At 59.3% G+C, this 16,281-nt stretch carries 16 protein-coding genes; 12 read left to right on the forward strand and 4 right to left on the reverse strand.

The window, feature by feature from the left end:
• Nucleotides 1–247 precede the first annotated feature (247 nt).
• The 3 genes from XH88_RS18200 to XH88_RS18210 are packed head-to-tail and all read left to right on the forward strand — an operon-like array spanning nt 248 to nt 3,527.
• Nucleotides 248–1,474, forward strand: coding sequence for an ABC transporter substrate-binding protein (locus XH88_RS18200; protein ID WP_271669634.1), 1,227 nt, complete (start codon nt 248–250; stop codon nt 1,472–1,474).
• A gap of 5 nt (nt 1,475–1,479) precedes the next feature.
• Nucleotides 1,480–3,036: a 4-hydroxyphenylacetate 3-hydroxylase family protein gene (locus XH88_RS18205; protein ID WP_271669635.1), complete on the forward strand. Its 1,557-nt coding sequence runs from the start codon at nt 1,480–1,482 to the stop codon at nt 3,034–3,036.
• Between the two features lie 41 nt (nt 3,037–3,077).
• On the forward strand, nt 3,078–3,527 hold the full coding sequence (locus XH88_RS18210) for an SRPBCC family protein (RefSeq protein ID WP_271669636.1): 450 nt from the start codon (nt 3,078–3,080) through the stop codon (nt 3,525–3,527).
• A gap of 213 nt (nt 3,528–3,740) precedes the next feature.
• On the opposite strand, the gene XH88_RS18215 is transcribed toward XH88_RS18210, so the two are convergent.
• From XH88_RS18215 to XH88_RS18225, 3 genes are all read right to left on the reverse strand, one after another.
• The gene (locus XH88_RS18215) at nt 3,741–4,463 is read right to left on the reverse strand and encodes an LrgB family protein (protein WP_271669637.1); all 723 of its coding nucleotides are present in this window, start codon (nt 4,461–4,463) and stop codon (nt 3,741–3,743) included.
• Entirely contained in the window at nt 4,460–4,846 is a 387-nt protein-coding gene (locus XH88_RS18220; protein WP_271669638.1) for a CidA/LrgA family protein, read from the reverse strand. The genes XH88_RS18215 and XH88_RS18220 overlap by 4 nt, the downstream gene beginning before the upstream one ends.
• A gap of 128 nt (nt 4,847–4,974) precedes the next feature.
• Nucleotides 4,975–5,766: a FadR/GntR family transcriptional regulator gene (locus XH88_RS18225; RefSeq protein WP_271670377.1), complete on the reverse strand. Its 792-nt coding sequence runs from the start codon at nt 5,764–5,766 to the stop codon at nt 4,975–4,977.
• Nucleotides 5,767–5,862: 96 nt separating this feature from the next.
• On the opposite strand from XH88_RS18225, the gene XH88_RS18230 reads away from it, so the two are divergent.
• The 8 genes from XH88_RS18230 to XH88_RS18265 all read left to right on the forward strand — a co-directional run bounded on the left by XH88_RS18230 (nt 5,863) and on the right by XH88_RS18265 (nt 14,068).
• Nucleotides 5,863–7,401 (forward strand): sugar ABC transporter ATP-binding protein, encoded by a 1,539-nt coding sequence (locus XH88_RS18230; RefSeq protein ID WP_271669639.1) that lies wholly within the window; start codon nt 5,863–5,865, stop codon nt 7,399–7,401.
• Between the two features lie 57 nt (nt 7,402–7,458).
• Nucleotides 7,459–8,442 (forward strand): ABC transporter permease, encoded by a 984-nt coding sequence (locus XH88_RS18235; RefSeq protein ID WP_442868448.1) that lies wholly within the window; start codon nt 7,459–7,461, stop codon nt 8,440–8,442.
• A gap of 89 nt (nt 8,443–8,531) precedes the next feature.
• Nucleotides 8,532–9,518, forward strand: a complete 987-nt coding sequence (locus tag XH88_RS18240; RefSeq protein WP_271669640.1) for a substrate-binding domain-containing protein — start codon at nt 8,532–8,534, stop codon at nt 9,516–9,518.
• 64 nt (nt 9,519–9,582) lie between these two features.
• Entirely contained in the window at nt 9,583–10,647 is a 1,065-nt protein-coding gene (locus XH88_RS18245) for an aldo/keto reductase (RefSeq protein WP_271669641.1), read from the forward strand.
• Between the two features lie 27 nt (nt 10,648–10,674).
• A complete protein-coding gene (locus XH88_RS18250; RefSeq protein WP_271669642.1) occupies nt 10,675–11,724 on the forward strand; it encodes an aldo/keto reductase in 1,050 nt (349 codons plus the stop codon).
• A complete protein-coding gene (locus XH88_RS18255; RefSeq protein ID WP_271669643.1) occupies nt 11,721–12,203 on the forward strand; it encodes a hypothetical protein in 483 nt (160 codons plus the stop codon). The genes XH88_RS18250 and XH88_RS18255 overlap by 4 nt, the downstream gene beginning before the upstream one ends.
• Entirely contained in the window at nt 12,200–13,048 is an 849-nt protein-coding gene (locus XH88_RS18260) for an N-acyl homoserine lactonase family protein (RefSeq protein WP_271669644.1), read from the forward strand. Before XH88_RS18255 ends, XH88_RS18260 begins: the two co-directional genes overlap by 4 nt.
• Nucleotides 13,049–13,087: 39 nt before the next feature.
• Nucleotides 13,088–14,068, forward strand: coding sequence for an aldo/keto reductase (locus XH88_RS18265; protein ID WP_271669645.1), 981 nt, complete (start codon nt 13,088–13,090; stop codon nt 14,066–14,068).
• 202 nt (nt 14,069–14,270) lie between these two features.
• Here XH88_RS18265 and XH88_RS18270 read toward each other — a convergent pair whose 3' ends face one another.
• Nucleotides 14,271–15,155: a 3-keto-5-aminohexanoate cleavage protein gene (locus XH88_RS18270; RefSeq protein ID WP_333909253.1), complete on the reverse strand. Its 885-nt coding sequence runs from the start codon at nt 15,153–15,155 to the stop codon at nt 14,271–14,273.
• Between the two features lie 176 nt (nt 15,156–15,331).
• On the opposite strand from XH88_RS18270, the gene XH88_RS18275 reads away from it, so the two are divergent.
• A complete protein-coding gene (locus XH88_RS18275; RefSeq protein ID WP_271669646.1) occupies nt 15,332–16,240 on the forward strand; it encodes a LysR substrate-binding domain-containing protein in 909 nt (302 codons plus the stop codon).
• The last annotated feature ends 41 nt before the right edge of the window (nt 16,241–16,281 follow it).

The raw sequence follows: 16,281 nt of genomic DNA on the forward strand, positions 1-16,281 counted from the left end.
TTGGCCGGCTTCGGCGTCGCTCGGGGGGATGGTTTCGTGGGCTGGGCCTTGGCGGCGGCAGGCATGTCTCGGAAATCCGTATTCGCAGTCACCATTCAAGGGCCGCTTCGCAAGCTTGGCTCGTTTAACACATCGCTGCGATTGACTCCCACGAAAAATTAGTCTAGTTACGCATGTAACAAAAGTCTAGTTATGCATGTAATGAAGCGGATCGCGCCGCGCCGCATTTTTTCTTGGGAGGAGCGTCATGAAGGCTGGAGTGCAGACAATCTTGATCGCAGCCGCAGCGGCGGTCGCCTTGGCAAGCCATGTCGCCGCGCAGCCGGCTGCGGTTTCCGACGATGCCGTGAAGATCGGCGTGCTGACCGATATGTCCGGCCAGTTCTCTCACGAATCCGGTGAGGGGTCCGTGACCGCAGTGAAAATGGCGGTCGAGGATTTCGGCGGCAAGGTGCTGGGCAAGCCGATCGAGGTGCTGGTGGCCGACCACCAGAACAAGCCGGATACGGCCTCGGGGCTCGCGCGCAAATGGTTCGACGTCGATCATGTCGACATGGTCGCCAATTTGATCAATTCCTCGATCGCGCTCACCGTCTCCCAGCTTGCACAGCAGAAGAACAGGATCGCCATCATCAACGGCTCCGGTTCGTCGCGCCTCACCAATGACGCCTGCACGCCCAACAGCGTTCACTATGCGTACGACACCTACGCGCTCGCCCGCGGTACGGGCAGCGCGCTGATGAAGGCCGGTCAGAAGAGCTGGTACTTCCTGACGGCGGACTATGCCTTTGGACACGCACTGGAGGGCGACACCACTGCGGTCGTGAAGAGCCTGGGCGGCGAGGTGATCGGATCGACCCGATACCCGGTCGAGGCGTTCGATCAATCCTCATTCCTGCTCCAGGCACAGTCGTCAAAAGCGCAGGTCATCGGCCTCGCGGGTTCAGGCAATGTCCTTGTCAATTCGATCAAGTCGGCACAGGAGTTCGGGATCACGAAGGGCGGCCAGACGCTTGCCGGATTGCTGGTATGGATCACCGATATCAAGAGCCTCGGCCTGCGGACGGCGCAGGGGCTCGTGCTGACGAATGCCTTCTATTGGGATCGCGACGACGAGACGCGCGCATGGTCGAAGCGCTTCTATGAACGCATGAAGCGGATGCCGCACATGGGCGACGCCGGCGACTATTCGTCGACCATGCACTATCTCAAGGCGATCGAGGCCGCCGGGACCGACGAGGCCAAGGCCGTGATGAGCAAGATGCGCGAGATGCCGATCAACGACTTCTTCGCCAAGAATGGTCGCATCCGCGAGGACGGGCGCATGGTGCATGACATGTATGTGTACGAGGTGAAGCAGCCGTCCGAGTCCAAGAGCGAATGGGATTTCTACAAGCTGCGCGAGGTGATCCCGGGCGAGCAGGCGTTCCGACCGCTCAAGGACAGCCTCTGCCCGCTGGTCAAGAAGGGGTGACCTTGATGGATCAGGATGTCGCTGTCGATGGTCTTGCCACACTCGCTCGGGAGCCGATCCGCAGCGGCGCCGATTATGTCGCAAGCCTGAGGGGCCGGAAGCTCAAGGTCTATCTGATGGGCGAAGAGGTCGCCGAACCGGTCGACCATCCGATCATCCGGCCCTCAATCAACGCCGTGGCGGAGACATACGATCTCGCCAACGACAATCCCGAGCTGGCGTCGGCGACGTCGCCACTGACCGGCGAGCGCATCAACCGCTTCCTGCATATCGCGACCAGCCCAGCGGACCTCGTCATGCAGAACAAGATGCAGCGCCGGCTCGGACAGTTGACCGGCACCTGCTTTCAGCGCTGCGTCGGCATGGACGCGCTGAACGCGCTGCACTCCGTGACTCATGATCTGGACCGGAAGTACGGCACATTCTACCACGACCGCTTCAAGGACTTTCTCGCACGCGTTCAACGGTCAAATCTTGTGATCGGCGGCGCGATGACCGACGTGAAAGGCGATCGCGGTAAATCGCCTTCACAGCAAGCAGATCCCGATCTCTTCGTGCATGTTACGCGGCGTACCGCGCAAGGGATCTATATCAGCGGGGCCAAGGCGCATCAGACAGGCTGCCTGAACTCGCATTGGCTGATCGTCATGCCGACAATGAGATTGGAGCCGGACGACAAGGACTACGCCATCGTCGCTGCGCTCCCGGTCGATGCCGAGGGCATCACCTACATCTACGGCCGGCAATCCTGCGATGTGCGCAGCGCTGAAGAGGGCGACATCGACGCGGGCAATGCGCGGTTTGCCGGCCAGGAAGCCATGATCGTCTTCCAGGATGTGTTCATCCCGGCCGAACATGTCTTCATGGACGGTGAAGTGGAATTCGCATCTACGCTGGTCGAACGCTTCACCTGCTATCATCGCCGCAGCTACGTCTGCAAGACCGGCGTCGGCGACGTCCTGATCGGCGCGGCGGCGACGATCGCAGACTACAATGGCGTCGAGCGCGCCTCCCATATCCGCGACAAGCTGGTCGAGATGACCCATCTCAACGAAACCATCTATGGCGCGGGCATTGCCGCGAGCCATCAGGGGATCGCGATGGATTCCGGGGCGTTCCTGCCGGACGAGATGCTCGCGAACGTCTGCAAGCATCACGTCACGCGCTTGCCTTACGAGATCGGCCGGCTGGCGCAGGATCTCGCCGGCGGACTGATGGTGACCTTGCCGTCGGAACGCGAGCTGCGCCATGAGACGATCGGTCCTCTGATTGAAAAGTATCTGAAAGGCCGGCCGGAGATTGCGACGGAGGACAGGATTCGTGTTCTGCGCCTGGTCGAGAACATGACGCTGGGCAGGAACGCGGTGGGATACCTGACGGAATCCATGCATGGCGCGGGTTCGCCGCAGGCGCAACGGATCCAGATCGCGCGCTCGATGCAGATCGAGTTCAAGAAGGAGCTGGCCAAGGCGCTTGCGGGCATTTCGTCGACATCGCGGGCGGAGATCGAAAACGATCTTTCCACCTACATGGCCAGAGTATTTGCGCCAGTTCGCGATTGAGGGGCGAGAGCGGGTTCGGCGCGACCTTTTGGGAGACGACAATGGCTATGACAATGACAGGTGAAATCCAGCTCGCTGCCCCAAGGGAGGTCGTTTGGGCCAAACTGAACGATCCCGCCGTTCTGAAAGCCTGTATTCCCGGATGCGAGGAACTGGAGGAGATCGACCGCCAAGGATTTCGCGCCGTCGCAAAGATGAAGGTGGGGCCTGTTTCGGCGCGGTTTAGAGGCAAGGTCACTCTGACCGACCTCGACCCGCCGAACAGCTACAATATCGCTGGAGAAGGCGAGGGCGGCGTCGCGGGCTTCGCAAAGGGCGGCGCAAAGGTCAGGCTTCTCGAGCGAGACAATGGCACCCTTTTGACGTATCAGGTCGAGGCGCAAATCGGCGGAAAGCTTGCGCAACTGGGGCAGCGACTTGTCAACGGTTCGGCCAAGAAACTGGCAGATGAGTTCTTTACCAATTTCGCGCGGTCACTTCAGTTGAGTTGACGGCCACCCGTCACCTGAACAACCGTAGTTTGCGATAGCTTGCCAGCCGAATGTTCTCTGCATAGGGGGGAATCTTGGATGGCGACAAGCATGCCTCCGCGCCAGCGGCATTGCGAGCGGCGAGGTCGCCAACGTCTATCCTTCGAGACTAATCATTTCTCCTGCTGCCTTTGACGCTTCAAGCTGCACGTCGACACCCACTGGCATCGACAATCAGTGCAGCAGCAATGTTACCGCCAGCGGCACCAGCAACGACGTTACAAGCGCATTCAGACCCATGGCGATGCCAGAAAAAACGCCGGCCACTTCGTCGACTTGAAACGCGCGTGCTGTGCCGATGCCGTGCGCCGCGATGCCGACCGCGAAACCGCGAGCGCGGAAATCAGTGACGGCTATCCGATTCATAAGCGGAGTGACAATGATGGCTCCCATTATGCCGGTGAGGACGACGGACACCGCCGTCAGAGATGCATCGCCGCGCAGGGATTCGCTGATACCCATCGCGACGCCGGCAGTGACCGATTTCGGCGCCAGCGAGAGGATGACCGCCTGTGGCAGACCAAAGGCCCGGGCCAACAGAACGACGGAGACGATGGCTGTGATAGAGCCGGCGACCAGTGAAATCAGCATCAGAACGATCGCAGCTATGACACGTTTGCGGTGGTCATAGAGCGGTATCGCGAGTGCCACTGTAGCCGGGCCGAGCAGGAAATGCACAAACTGCGCGCCGGAAAAGTACGTGGTGTAAGAAGTGCCCGTCATGATCAGGAATCCGCCGATGATCCAGATTGATTGAAGGACCGGATTTGCCAGCGGGTGGCGATGCGTCGCAAGCGAGACTGCATCTGCTATGGCATAGACGGAGAGCGTAAAGGTCAGCCAGAGGAGAGGCGACTGCGAGAGATACACCCAAAGAGAGAATGGATGTTCGTTCATTGCTTTGCCTGTCTTCTCGCGAGCAGGCGGCTGACCGCGAGGAATGTGGCGACTGTCACGAGCAAAGTAACGACCACCGACGCAGCCAGCGTCAGCAGGATTCCGACACCATGTTCGACAACCAGGTCGAGCCTCTGCACAACGCCGACGCCGGCAGGAATAAATAAAAGAGATAGATGCGCGAGCAGGCCGCGGCCCGTGCTCTCGACGGCATCGTTGTGCAAAGGGCCTCGGCGGAGCGCCGCGTAGCGATCGCGCGTCAAGAGAAGAAGCAGCAGGAATGAGAGGCCGAGCACCGGTCCCGGCATCGGCAGGTTGAGGCCTCGCACAATCGCTTCGCCGGCCAGCTGGCAGAGCAGAATTAAGCTCAGGCTTGCGATCATGAGAGATGTCCGTTGCGTAACAGATGACGGAGCCTGCGTGGTCGTCTTTGCGGAGCGATAAATCGTTAGAGCGCGCTCTTACCGAGCCAGGCGCGGGTGGCCGAAGCGCAACCTGACTTCGCCTGAAGTTACGCTGTCGGAATCTTCAGGGACGACATGAAGTGCTCCATGTTCGCCTCGACGCTTTCTCGGCTGAGCAAACCTGTCTTCTGATCGCGGATCATTGCATACATCTTCTCGTGCAGCCCAACGGCGCGATAGCGCCCGCTGACCTCCAGCGATTTGCGAACCCAAGGAGCGACCATGTTCAGGACGAAGTCGGCGATCACCACGATGAGTTTGTTGCCCGCTGCCGCATAGACAGCGCGATGAAAATCAAGGTCGGCCTCCAGCAGCTTCTCGATTGGCGAGTTGGGATCCTCGGAGAGAGCCTTCAGGCGGTCGATGCTTTCGCGCATAATTGCCAGATCACGATCTGTGCGCCTGATCGAAGCCAGTTCTGCGCAGTTTCGATCGAAAATGTAGCGGAGCTCCATCAGCATCTCAGGTGAAGAATCCTGAAGATAGAGCTGGAACATCATCAGCGGCATCACGGCGGTGCCTTCATCCTTGCGAATGTAGTTGCCGTGCCCATGCCTCGTTTCGATAAGTCCTGAGACCGCAAGCGTCTTCATGGCCTCGCGGATAGGGGTGCGGCTGATGCCGAGCTTTTCTGCAAGCTCCTTCTCGTTGGGCAGCTTGTCCCCTGGGTTCAAATTTCCCTTGGCAATTTCACCGGTGATGTAATTCAGCGCGACTTCGACACGCGTGGGTAGCTTCTTGTTCTCCATCTGCTCCATCGGTCGCTCGCAGCTCTCATTTTCCGCCGTCGCATTGCGACCACATAAGCCGTCGCGCGACCAGATCAAACCAATGAACATCCACAAGGTAGGAGGTATGATCTCTGTTGACAACAAGTATAAGGTATGACCTCATATCTCCAGCGCAGACGCAGAGACGTCCGCTGGAGGAAATCAATGCGTTCGTTGTCCGGGGCAGGAGCGGAAGCGCGCGATGACGCGGCCATCGGGCTGCACGATCAGCCGCTGCTGGTTGCGGAAGGAATCGCCAAGTCTTTCAACGGAGTTCCGGCGCTGCGTGACGGTCGGCTGACCGTCAAGCGTGGGACTGTGCACGCCCTCTGCGGTGGCAATGGCGCCGGTAAGTCGACGTTTCTGAACATTGTGATGGGTTTGCTGCACCGCGACGAAGGCAGCATCCGCATCGAGGGAGTCCCCGTCGACTTCAGAAGTGCCGCCGATGCTCTCCGGCATGGCGTTGCGATAATCACACAGGAACTGTCTCCAGTCCCCGAGATGACCGTTGCCGAGAACATCTATCTCGGGCGGGAGCCGAAGATCGGTGGTCTCCTCGTCGATTTTCCGAAGATGCGGCGCACCGCAAAGCAGCTTCTCGACGACCTCGAGTTCGACGTTCCAGTCGATGCCTGCATGCGAGACCTAAGCCTGGCCCAGGTTCAACTCGTCGAAATCGCCAAGGCGCTTAGCTATCGAGCGGACATCGTCATCATGGACGAGCCGACCTCGGCGATCGGCGAGCACGAGGTACACATCCTGTTCAATGCGCTCAAGCGGATAAAGGCGCGTGGATCTGGAATCGTCTACGTGTCGCACAAGTTGACCGAGATCTTCGAGATCGCGGACGAATACACAGTCTTTCGCGATGGGCGCTTCATCGAGAGCGGTCCTATTTCCTCGATCGACCGAAATCATCTCGTTACGCAGATCGTCGGTCACGAAATCAAGACGGTCGAAAAGGGGCAGCCGAACGAGGGCGCACCGATCCTGCTCGAAGTGCGTTCGTTGTCGCGCGGGTCTCACTTCAAGAATATCTCCGTCAATGTTGCCGCCGGAGAGATTTTGGGCATCTACGGTTTGCTTGGTTCAGGCCGGACGGAGTTTCTGGAAACCGTCTATGGCATCCACGCCCCGTCCGAGGGGGAAGTGTTCCTCGATGGGAAGAGAGTGGATCCAGGCAATCCCAAGAAATGCATCCGGCAGGGCATGGCCATGGTCCCCGAGGATCGGAAGGACGTTGGTCTCGTCCTTTGCGGATCCATCGCGCACAACATCGCCTTATCGTCGCTGGCACTCCGCGCCGTGAGCGGCTTCGTTCGCCGCAAGGCGGAGGCCGCGGCGACCGATCGGATGATGCGGTTGAACCGGATCAAGGCGGCTTCCCCACATGTCGCTGTGGAAACGCTCAGCGGCGGAAACCAGCAGAAAGTGGTGTTCGCCCGCTGCCTCCTCACCAACCCGCGCTTGCTGATCTGCGACGAGCCGACGCGTGGCATCGATGAGGGGTCCAAGCAGGAGATCTATGCCTTTCTCCGCGAGTTCGCTGCGAAGGGCAATGGGGTGCTCGTCGTCTCATCGGAAGCGCCGGAGATACTCCAGATCAGCGATCGTATTGCCGTCTTTCGGCAGGGGCGGCTCGAGCATGTCGTGGACGGGCGCGAGACCTCCCAGCAGATGCTGACCGACCTCGCGAGCTAAGGCAGATCGATCAGTTCTCGAAAACTGGCACGTGTGCCGTCGAAGCGAGGAGTGGACATGGTGGCCAACACAATGAGCAACGTCACAACAGATGTCAGATCCAGAAAGATAGCGGCTGTGGGGCCCTATTTGAAATCGTTCAGCATCGTCATCGTGTTCGTGGTGATCTCGGCGTTCTTCGCCGTAGCCAACGAATACTTCATGACCTGGCTGAACTGGGTGAATCTGTTACGGCAATCGTCGATCAACGGCATTCTGGCGATCGGTGTGACGTTCGTCATTCTCACAAAGGGCATAGACCTTTCAGTCGGCTCGGTAATGGCTCTAGCCGGCATGATCGCTGCCAGCCTTGTGACCTCGACCAACCAACATTTTGTGCTGTGGGCGATCCTGGCAGGAGCGGGGACCGGCGCGGCACTTGGTTTGGTGAACGGGGTGATCGTGACAAGCTTCAACGTGCCCCCATTCGTCGCAACCCTTGGCATGCTGAGCATGGCCCGCGGCATGACCCTCATTTTTTCCGACGGGCGCCCCGTTCCCAACCTTTCCGAGTCGTTCCGCTGGATCGGTGGCGGCAGCGTGGCGGGCGTCCCCGTGCCGGTCTTAATCCTCTTCCTTGTGTTCGCCATCGGGTGGATCGTCCTCTCTTACACGACCTTCGGACGCTACGTGTACGCGGTTGGAGGAAACGAGAAGGCGGCCAGGACGAGCGGCATCTCCACGCGGACCGTGGTCGCATCCACCTACGTCATCTCGGGCCTCCTCGCCGGATTAGCCGGCCTGGTGCTCACGTCCCGTACCACCGCCGCACTTCCTCAGGCTGGCATCGGTTACGAACTCGACGCCATAGCGGCGGTGGTGATCGGCGGGACCAGCCTTGCGGGCGGCCGAGGCTCGCTGGTCGGGACGCTGTTCGGCGCTCTCATCATCGGAACGATCAACAACGGCATGGACCTGATGGGAGTGTCTTCCTACTACCAGCAGCTTCTCAAGGGCGCGATCATCATCGTTGCCGTCATGCTTGACCAATTTCGCAAGTGATACTGCGAAGACGATTACAGACCGTGGAAAGCGGCTGTAACGCCCACACGGGCAATTGTTAGCTGACTACATCTCAATCGGAGGAGACGATGAAGGTTACGCGTAGATCGACGTTGGCGGGTTTTGCCGCTGCTGCAATGATTCTGTCGACCGGTACGGCCTTTGCTCAAAGCAAGATTCGGATCGCCGCCTTGTCGTTCGGAGAATCCGGCGAGTACATGAAGGCCTGGTCCAGCGAGATACAGAACCATCCTGCGATCAAGGATGGCTCTGTTGCAGTCACGATTTTCGACGGCAAGTACGATCCACTCGTCCAAGCGAATCAGATCGATACGGCCATCACGCAAAAATTCAATGCCATCATCATGGCGCCATTCGATCTCCAAGCGTCGGCGCCGGCTATCGACAAGGCGATCGCCGCAGGCATTCCGGTGATCGTGTCGGCCCTGAAGACCGCGTCGAAGGGCTATACCGCCTCCATCATTGTCAACGACACCGAGGGAGGGCGTATCATTGGGGAAGAACTTGGCAAGCTGCTGCCCAACGGCGGCAATGTCGTTCTTATGGAGGGACCGATCGGCCAATCGGCACAGATCGAACGTAAGGCCGGTGTCGACGCGGGCTTGGCCAAGTTTCCGAAGCTGAAACTGCTCGCCAGCAAGTCCGGAAACTGGAGCAGAGCCGAGGGCCAGGCTCTCATGGAGAACTGGTTGCTCGCGCACCCCGGCAAGATCAATGCCGTGCTCGCCGAGAACGACGAGATGGCGCTCGGTGCGATCGAAGCCATGAAGAGTGCCAAGGTTGACTTCAAATCGGTTCCGGTGCTTGCGATCGACGGCATTCCCGATGGCAAGCGCGCCGTGCAGAAGGGCGAGATGACCGTGACACTGTACAAGTACGCGCGCGCTGAAGGCCAGGGCGCGGTCGATCTCGCTCTGCGCGCCATCAAGGGTGACAGCTACAAGCCTCAGTCGGAAATCTGGAACTCGTTGATGGAATGGAAGGGCGGCACCGAGAAGGACTACGTCGTTCCGTGGCTGCTCTTGGATTCGTCGAACGTCGCCAAGTACATGTAGCTTCGATTGGCGCGCATGCGGGACGCCGTCGTGCGCGCCAATCCTCACATAGGGATTTTTCGATATGGTGGCTCTGGAGAAGAGAGCGCTTCCGAACGGACGCGTGAACTTGACCGCGCTTGGGCTCGGAACCTCGCCGCTCGGCGGCTGCGGCGTGCCGGTGAGCTTCGAGACGTTCGAGGCTGTGATCTTGAAGGCTTACGCGCTGGGTGTACGGTACTTTGACGTTGCACCGCTCTACGGCCTCGGGAAGTCCGAGCATTTCCTCGGCCATGTGCTCCGCGTTCATGGCCTGCGCTCCGAGGTGGTTGTGAGTACCAAAGCCGGACGGCTCCTGAAGCCGGCCAGCCGCTCCGCGCGTGCGGAGAGCCTGTATGGAATCAATTGGGTCGATCCGCTGCCTTTCGTCGATGAATATGACTACAGCTACGACGGCATCATGCGGTCCTTCGAGGACAGCCAGCAACGCATGGGGCTCGACCACATCGACATCCTCTTCCTGCACGACGTCAGCGGAGTCTGGCATCGCGAAAGCTATCCGACATACCTGAGGCAGCTCCGCGAAACCGGATACCGCGCGTGCGACGAACTCCGTCGCTCGGGAGCGGTCAAGGCCATCGGCCTCGGCGTGAACGAAACGGCTTCGGTGCTTGAAGTGGCTGCGGAGTTCGATCTTGATTGCTCGCTCGTAGCGGGACGTTACACGCTCCTGAACCATGCACCGTTGACCGACTTCTTCCCGGAAGCCCAGCGTCGCGGCATCGGCATCATCGCCGGGGGCGTCTATAATTCGGGTATCCTGGCAGAAGGAAGCCGGGGAAATGCGCTGACGCGCACATACGACTACCAGGCCGCGCCTGAATCCATCGTGCGCCGAGTAAAGGCGCTGGAGGTTATTTGCGAGCGCCACGATGTGAGGCTCGCCAATGCGGCTTCCCAGTTCGTCTATGCGCATCCGGCCGTCACTTCGGTGGTTCAGGGCGCGCTCACCACAGCGCATGTCGAGCAGAACGTGGCTTCGATATCGGCGCCAATTCCGCAAGCGTTCTGGACGGATCTCAGGAGCGAGGGCCTGATTCCCGGCGAAGCTCCACTGCCGAATCGGGCTTCCTCGGTGCTGTCCGACTGACATTCCAAGACAAACAGGAGAAGAGCTATGTTCCCGCTCGAAAGGCGAACTCTAGGCGCCACCAAAGTTTCCGTCACAGCCGCAGGGCTCGGGACGGTGCCTCTTTCCGGATTCAATGTCGGGGTGTCTTATTCCGAATTTGAGGCTGTCATCAAGGCCGCCTTCGATCTAGGTGTGCGCTACTTCGATTGCGCACCGATGTACGGTCTCGGAAAGTCCGAGCATTTCCTCGGCCGCGCTCTCCGCGACCTCGGCATCCGCGATCAGATCGTCGTGAGCACGAAGTGCGGCCGGGTGCTCAAGCCAGCCAGCCGGACACCGAAGCTCGACACGGTCTACGGCATAGAATGGGTCGATCCGTTCCCGTTCAGAGACACCTACGATTATACGTACGACGGTGTGATGCGCTCGTTTGAGGACAGTCAGCATCGTTTGGGTCTCGATTACATCGATGTACTTTTGGTCCACGACGTCGGCCGCGCATGGCACGGCGATCAGGCAGAATTCTACTGGAACCAACTCCGCGAGAGTGGGTACCGTGCGCTCGACGAGCTGAAGAGTTCGGGTGCTATTGGTGCGGTCGGTTTGGGAGTGAACGAGACCGACTCGGTTGTTGGAGTAGCGCGCGAATTTCCAATTGACTGCGCGTTGATCGCAGGTCGATACACGCTGCTCAACCACGCCTCCCTCGACGGGCACTTCGACGAGCTGCGGTCCCGGAATGTCTCGGTGATTGCGGGCGGCATTTACAATTCAGGCATCTTAGCCGCTGGATCGAAGGCGGCGGCCTCGACCTATGACTACCAGCAGGTCCCGAGCGCCATCCTGGAGCGCGTCCGATCAATCGAGAAAGTGTGCGAACGACACGGTGTCGATTTGCCCACCGTCGCGACCCAGTTCGTGCAAGCGCATCCCGCCGTCGCCACCGTTGTTCAGGGCGCGAAATCCACAAGCGAGGTTACCCAGAACGTCCACGCTGTCTCGGCGCGGATACCCGCTGCTCTCTGGCAGGACTTGAAAAATTTCGACCTAATCCCATCGAATGCTCCGGTTCCGGAAGACGGGCAATCCTCGTGAACGGATTTCTAAGCGCACAGTTCCGTGCCGACGATCCCTTCGAGGGGATTGCACCGGGTTCAGCAGTCGCCGAATACGATGTCGTCATCGGGCCGGTCGTCCACTATCTGCGCGATGTTGTGACTGACCGCTCTGTTCGTCTTCTCGCAAACTTTATTGGGACGTCGCGTCTGGAGGATGAAAGCAAGCCTGACGCCGGCGATTCGGATCATGTGTACGAGATTCTTGCAGCCGTTCGGGTGCCGGTGCAGCGGCGGCACGAGCATCATCATGTGAAGCAGGCGGCGCATCTGCTGCTGCCGCCGCGGGCGGCCCCCGTGGCCCCGCATCAGCGCTCGTCCGAGGTGAGCTTGCTATCAGGGGCTTGGCGCCATCTGCGCCGGGTGAGCCCGACCGGTTGCGGTAGCTTGATCGACCTGCGGCAGTGCTGCGGTCAAATCAACCTTGGTGCTGACTTTCTGATCGGAGCGTCCGAATGACAAGATATGCCATCAGCGTACTTGAATACGCAGCCAGTCCCAAACACCCGACAAGCGGGGTGCTGTACGGCCGGCACAATAGGGGGAGCATGAATCTGCCGTTTGCCTATGTGCTTCTGCGCAGCAGCGACACGATCGCTTTGGTTGATACGGGCTATGATCAGTCGGATTTCGGAGGCGAGATCGCCAATAGTATCGGCGTCGCCGGCTGGTCCCCGCCCTCTGAAGTGTTGGGAGCCGTCGGCATTCGTCCCGAGGATGTGCAGCACGTGTTCCTGACTCACGCTCATTTCGACCACATGGGTGGGCTGGCCTACTTCCCGAACGCCAAGTTCTACATCCAGAAGCGTGAGATCGAGAGCTGGATTTGGGCCCTGTCCAAGGGACGTCGTTTTCGATCCCTCCTCGGCGGCATCAACCCTGCCGATGTCCTGAAGCTCGTGGATCTCGGAATGAACAATCGGCTGGTCGTGCTCGACGGTGCGTCGCCTGACGTTCTGCCGAATGTCGATCTTCTTCCCGCCTTTGACACCCACACGGCAGGTTCGCAGTACGTGGTGGTCCGCAACGGCGGAAGCTTGGAGGACCGATGGGTCCTTACCGGCGACGTTGTCTACACCTACGAAAACCTGCATGGAGGAGATCGGGATGATCCATGCTTCGTGCCACCAGGGCTGGCTACGGGAAGTCAGACCAATCTCATTCTCGCGGCGGAAGAGATGCTCGACAGCGTCGGCGGCGACATGTTGAGGCTCGTCCCCGTCCACGAGGAAAAGCTCAAGGATCACTTCCCATCGCGGGTGAGCGATCGGGGACTGAGGATCATTGACATCGCGACACTTTGAAACAGCCCAGGGGCTGGCGAGACAGCGAGGGTATCGCTCATGGATTACATACGTTTGGGCCGTTCGGGCCTCAAGATTTCGCGGATTGTACTTGGCTGCATGAGTTACGGGGTCGGGGAGCGAGGGAATCATCCTTGGACCCTAGGCGAGAGCGATAGTCGGCCATTCATACGCAAGGCTCTCGATTTCGGGATCAATTGCTTCGATACGGCCAACATGTACTCGGACGGTACGAGCGAGGAGATCGTCGGCAAGATTCTCAAGGAAATGGTATCGCGAGACGAAATCGTGGTCGCTACGAAGGTCTACGGCCGCATGCGTCCGGGACCAAACGGGATCGGCCTTTCACGAAAGGCAATTCTTGCCGAAGCGGAAGCAAGTCTCCGGAGGCTCGGCACCGACTATATCGATCTGTACCAGATCCATTTCTGGGACAACGACACGCCAATCGATGAGACTCTCGAAGCCTTGAACGACCTCGTACGAAGCGGAAAGGTGCGCTACATCGGTGCCAGCAATGTCTATGCGTGGCAATTCGCCAAGGCTTTGTACCGATCTGACGCGAATTCATGGGCTCGTTTTGTCTCCATGCAGTGTCATTTGAATCTTCTTTACAGAGAAGAAGAGCGAGAAATGCTTCCGCTCTGTCGGGACGAAGGCGTCGGTGTGATTGCGTTCAGTCCGCTTGCCCGGGGCCGGCTCACCCGCCCCTGGACCGAGAGAAGCTCTCGCTCCGATACTGACAACGTAACGGCACAGTTCTACGGCCATGCCGAAGCTGCCGACCGGAGCATCGTCGACGCAGTTACGGATATTGCGATGGAACGACGCGTGGCGCCAGCGCACGTGGCGCTGGCATGGGTCGCTGCGAAGGCCGGAGTGACGGCACCAATTGTTGGTGCGACCAAAACGCAGCACCTTGACGATGCGATTGCAGCACTCGGCCTGAAGCTGACATCCGATGAAATAGCCAGATTGGAAGAACGCTACGTGCCTCATACCGTGGTTGGATTGAAATAGGGCGTAGCTCAATCGGACTTCTTTATTCGGCATTAAGGGAGAGGTACGCCCGCAAGCGCACCAGCCGCAAAAAAAGTGCCGGGATCTATTGGATCCCGGCACAGTCAGGGAGAACCTAGGAGATGTGCAGAATTCCTGGCATCGTTAGCTGATTTTTACCGAAGGGCGTTATCCGGCGCCGATCGCATCGAGATGCGCCGCATCAGGAGATTTCGAGGATCTCGCGGACGTCATCTGGCGAAGCGATCTCCCGTCCGCATCCTCTCGCGATTGTGCAAGTGCGGCGGACGAGTTCCTCGTTGGTCGGGCGACCGAGCTCAATGTACGGGTAGTCTCCAATCCCCGGAGCGATATTGCCGCCACGCCTCGCGACGCCCTCGCACAGATCCAACAAGTTTCCGCCGACAATATTGGCAGTCCAGCTGTGCCTGACGGTCTTGGGCAGGAACGGCAAGAATGCGTCCAATCCTTCGAGCGTACCGGGATGGCCGGTGAGATACGGCCCATCGGTCATGTTGAGCAGGAAGTAGCCGGGCTCGGCCACGAGGCCCATCTCCATGAATGCCAGCGCGCGTCGCACAAAGCCGATCGACCAGCAGGTCATCTTCGGTTTGATGCCGGCATTCTTCAGGCAGCGAAAGTAATGCTCCACTGCGTTGGTTCGGTTTTCGTAAACGCGATCGGCGTGCGAAAAACCGAGCTTCTCACGGTCGAATACGTCGAGATTGGTGCTGCCGGTGTCAATCGGAACGATGTCCGGTTTGGTCGCCGGGTCCTTGGCAAGCTCGAGAATGCAGTTAATCCTCGCATTCGGGTCGGTGTCGTTGGCGAAGAAGCCGAGCGTTGGCAGTATCAGCATGTCGCACTTCTGCCGAACCTTTCGGATGATCTCAGCGTTCCTTTCGGCGGTATGGAGCGGCGCTCCGTCGTCCGCACGAGCGTGGAAGTGAAGAATTGAAGCCCCAGCTTCGCGGCAGCGAACTGCCGTCTCGGCGATTTCGTCTGCCGTCCAGGGAACGTGAGGGTTTCCATCCCGCATCGCGTATTCGTTCACGCGAGCCTCGACGATCATCTTCTTGTGCGCCATTCTTGATGCCTCATGCCAACGATCGGGCAGACTTCAAGGCCGTCCGCAGGGGTTGGGCAAGCCATGATCGAGCGTCGCGCCAGCTTAAGACTCCGGCGCAGAACCCCCAAACGACTTTTAACGCCACCCTTGTGATAAAAGCTCACAGCCGCTAGAGTTGTCGTTTGGAGGGTCGGATGGCGCGTCCAAAGCCTTCGCTCAATGCGTTACGTGCTTTCGAAGCAACGGCGCGGTTGCGCAGCATGACTGCGGCTTCGCTCGAATTATCGGTGACTCATGGAGCGATCAGCCGCCATATCCGGTCGCTCGAGGAATTGCTTGGCGTTCCGCTCTTGGTGCGAACGTCCTCCTCGACAGATCCGACCCCTGAGGGGAGTCGCCTGGCCGAAGGCCTCACCGCTGCATTCAATCTTATAGATGGTAGTGTCGAGCAGATATTGCCTGGACCGCTGACGGTCTCCTGTTCGGCGACCATCATGATGTATTGGCTGATACCCCGCCTCGCGGGATTTCACGAAGCTCACAGGAATATCGATCTCCAATTCAACATGAACTACGATCAAGTGGATTTCATCCGTGACAAAGTGAGTATCGCGATCCGCTCCAGCACCATCACACCACCCAAGGATGTTGTCATAAAAGAGCTTGCGCGGGAGTGGATTTCGCCCGTTTGTGCGACGTCTTATGCGAAGGCTAACAGGCTCAGAAGGCCAAGCGACATCGCGGATTGCCGATTGTTGGGGACGCGGACGCGGCCCGAGGCCTGGTCGGACTGGCTCGACGAGTTGGGGCTGCGGCAAGATGTCCGCATTCAAGAATCCTACGAACACTTCTATTTGCTCATCCAGGCCGCGCTGTGCGGGCTTGGCTTGGCCCTCGTCCCCACGATGTTTGTCCTCGAGGAGATCAATAGTGGAAGACTGGTCGCGCCATTCGGCAGCATTCCCGGCAAGCGAATGTTGATGCTTTGGACCGCTCCTCACGTGGCGACCCGTCCTGAAAGTAGGGCGGTTTCCAACTGGCTCACGCGCGAGATGTCCGCCACCGCGGAGATGTGCGCGGCCCTGGGCAGCGTGCACGCCTAGTCCAGTCCTTCGAAGCCCCGAGCCGTGTTGGATCCGCGGAT

Source organism: Bradyrhizobium sp. CCBAU 51627 (assembly GCF_028128765.1).
In the GTDB taxonomy this organism is placed as follows: domain Bacteria; phylum Pseudomonadota; class Alphaproteobacteria; order Rhizobiales; family Xanthobacteraceae; genus Bradyrhizobium.

Bases quoted from the DNA above. Each gene is read 5' to 3' on its own strand.
- XH88_RS18200 (WP_271669634.1), top strand. From the start codon at position 248: ATGAAGGCTGGAGTGCAGACAATCTTGATCGCAGCCGCAGCGGCGGTC.
- XH88_RS18205 (WP_271669635.1), top strand. From the start codon at position 1,480: ATGGATCAGGATGTCGCTGTCGATGGTCTTGCCACACTCGCTCGGGAG.
- XH88_RS18210 (WP_271669636.1), top strand. From the start codon at position 3,078: ATGGCTATGACAATGACAGGTGAAATCCAGCTCGCTGCCCCAAGGGAG.
- XH88_RS18215 (WP_271669637.1), bottom strand. From the start codon at position 4,463: ATGAACGAACATCCATTCTCTCTTTGGGTGTATCTCTCGCAGTCGCCT.
- XH88_RS18220 (WP_271669638.1), bottom strand. From the start codon at position 4,846: ATGATCGCAAGCCTGAGCTTAATTCTGCTCTGCCAGCTGGCCGGCGAA.
- XH88_RS18225 (WP_271670377.1), bottom strand. From the start codon at position 5,766: ATGTTCATTGGTTTGATCTGGTCGCGCGACGGCTTATGTGGTCGCAAT.
- XH88_RS18230 (WP_271669639.1), top strand. From the start codon at position 5,863: ATGCGTTCGTTGTCCGGGGCAGGAGCGGAAGCGCGCGATGACGCGGCC.
- XH88_RS18235 (WP_442868448.1), top strand. From the start codon at position 7,459: ATGGTGGCCAACACAATGAGCAACGTCACAACAGATGTCAGATCCAGA.
- XH88_RS18240 (WP_271669640.1), top strand. From the start codon at position 8,532: ATGAAGGTTACGCGTAGATCGACGTTGGCGGGTTTTGCCGCTGCTGCA.
- XH88_RS18245 (WP_271669641.1), top strand. From the start codon at position 9,583: ATGGTGGCTCTGGAGAAGAGAGCGCTTCCGAACGGACGCGTGAACTTG.
- XH88_RS18250 (WP_271669642.1), top strand. From the start codon at position 10,675: ATGTTCCCGCTCGAAAGGCGAACTCTAGGCGCCACCAAAGTTTCCGTC.
- XH88_RS18260 (WP_271669644.1), top strand. From the start codon at position 12,200: ATGACAAGATATGCCATCAGCGTACTTGAATACGCAGCCAGTCCCAAA.
- XH88_RS18265 (WP_271669645.1), top strand. From the start codon at position 13,088: ATGGATTACATACGTTTGGGCCGTTCGGGCCTCAAGATTTCGCGGATT.
- XH88_RS18270 (WP_333909253.1), bottom strand. From the start codon at position 15,155: ATGGCGCACAAGAAGATGATCGTCGAGGCTCGCGTGAACGAATACGCG.
- XH88_RS18275 (WP_271669646.1), top strand. From the start codon at position 15,332: ATGGCGCGTCCAAAGCCTTCGCTCAATGCGTTACGTGCTTTCGAAGCA.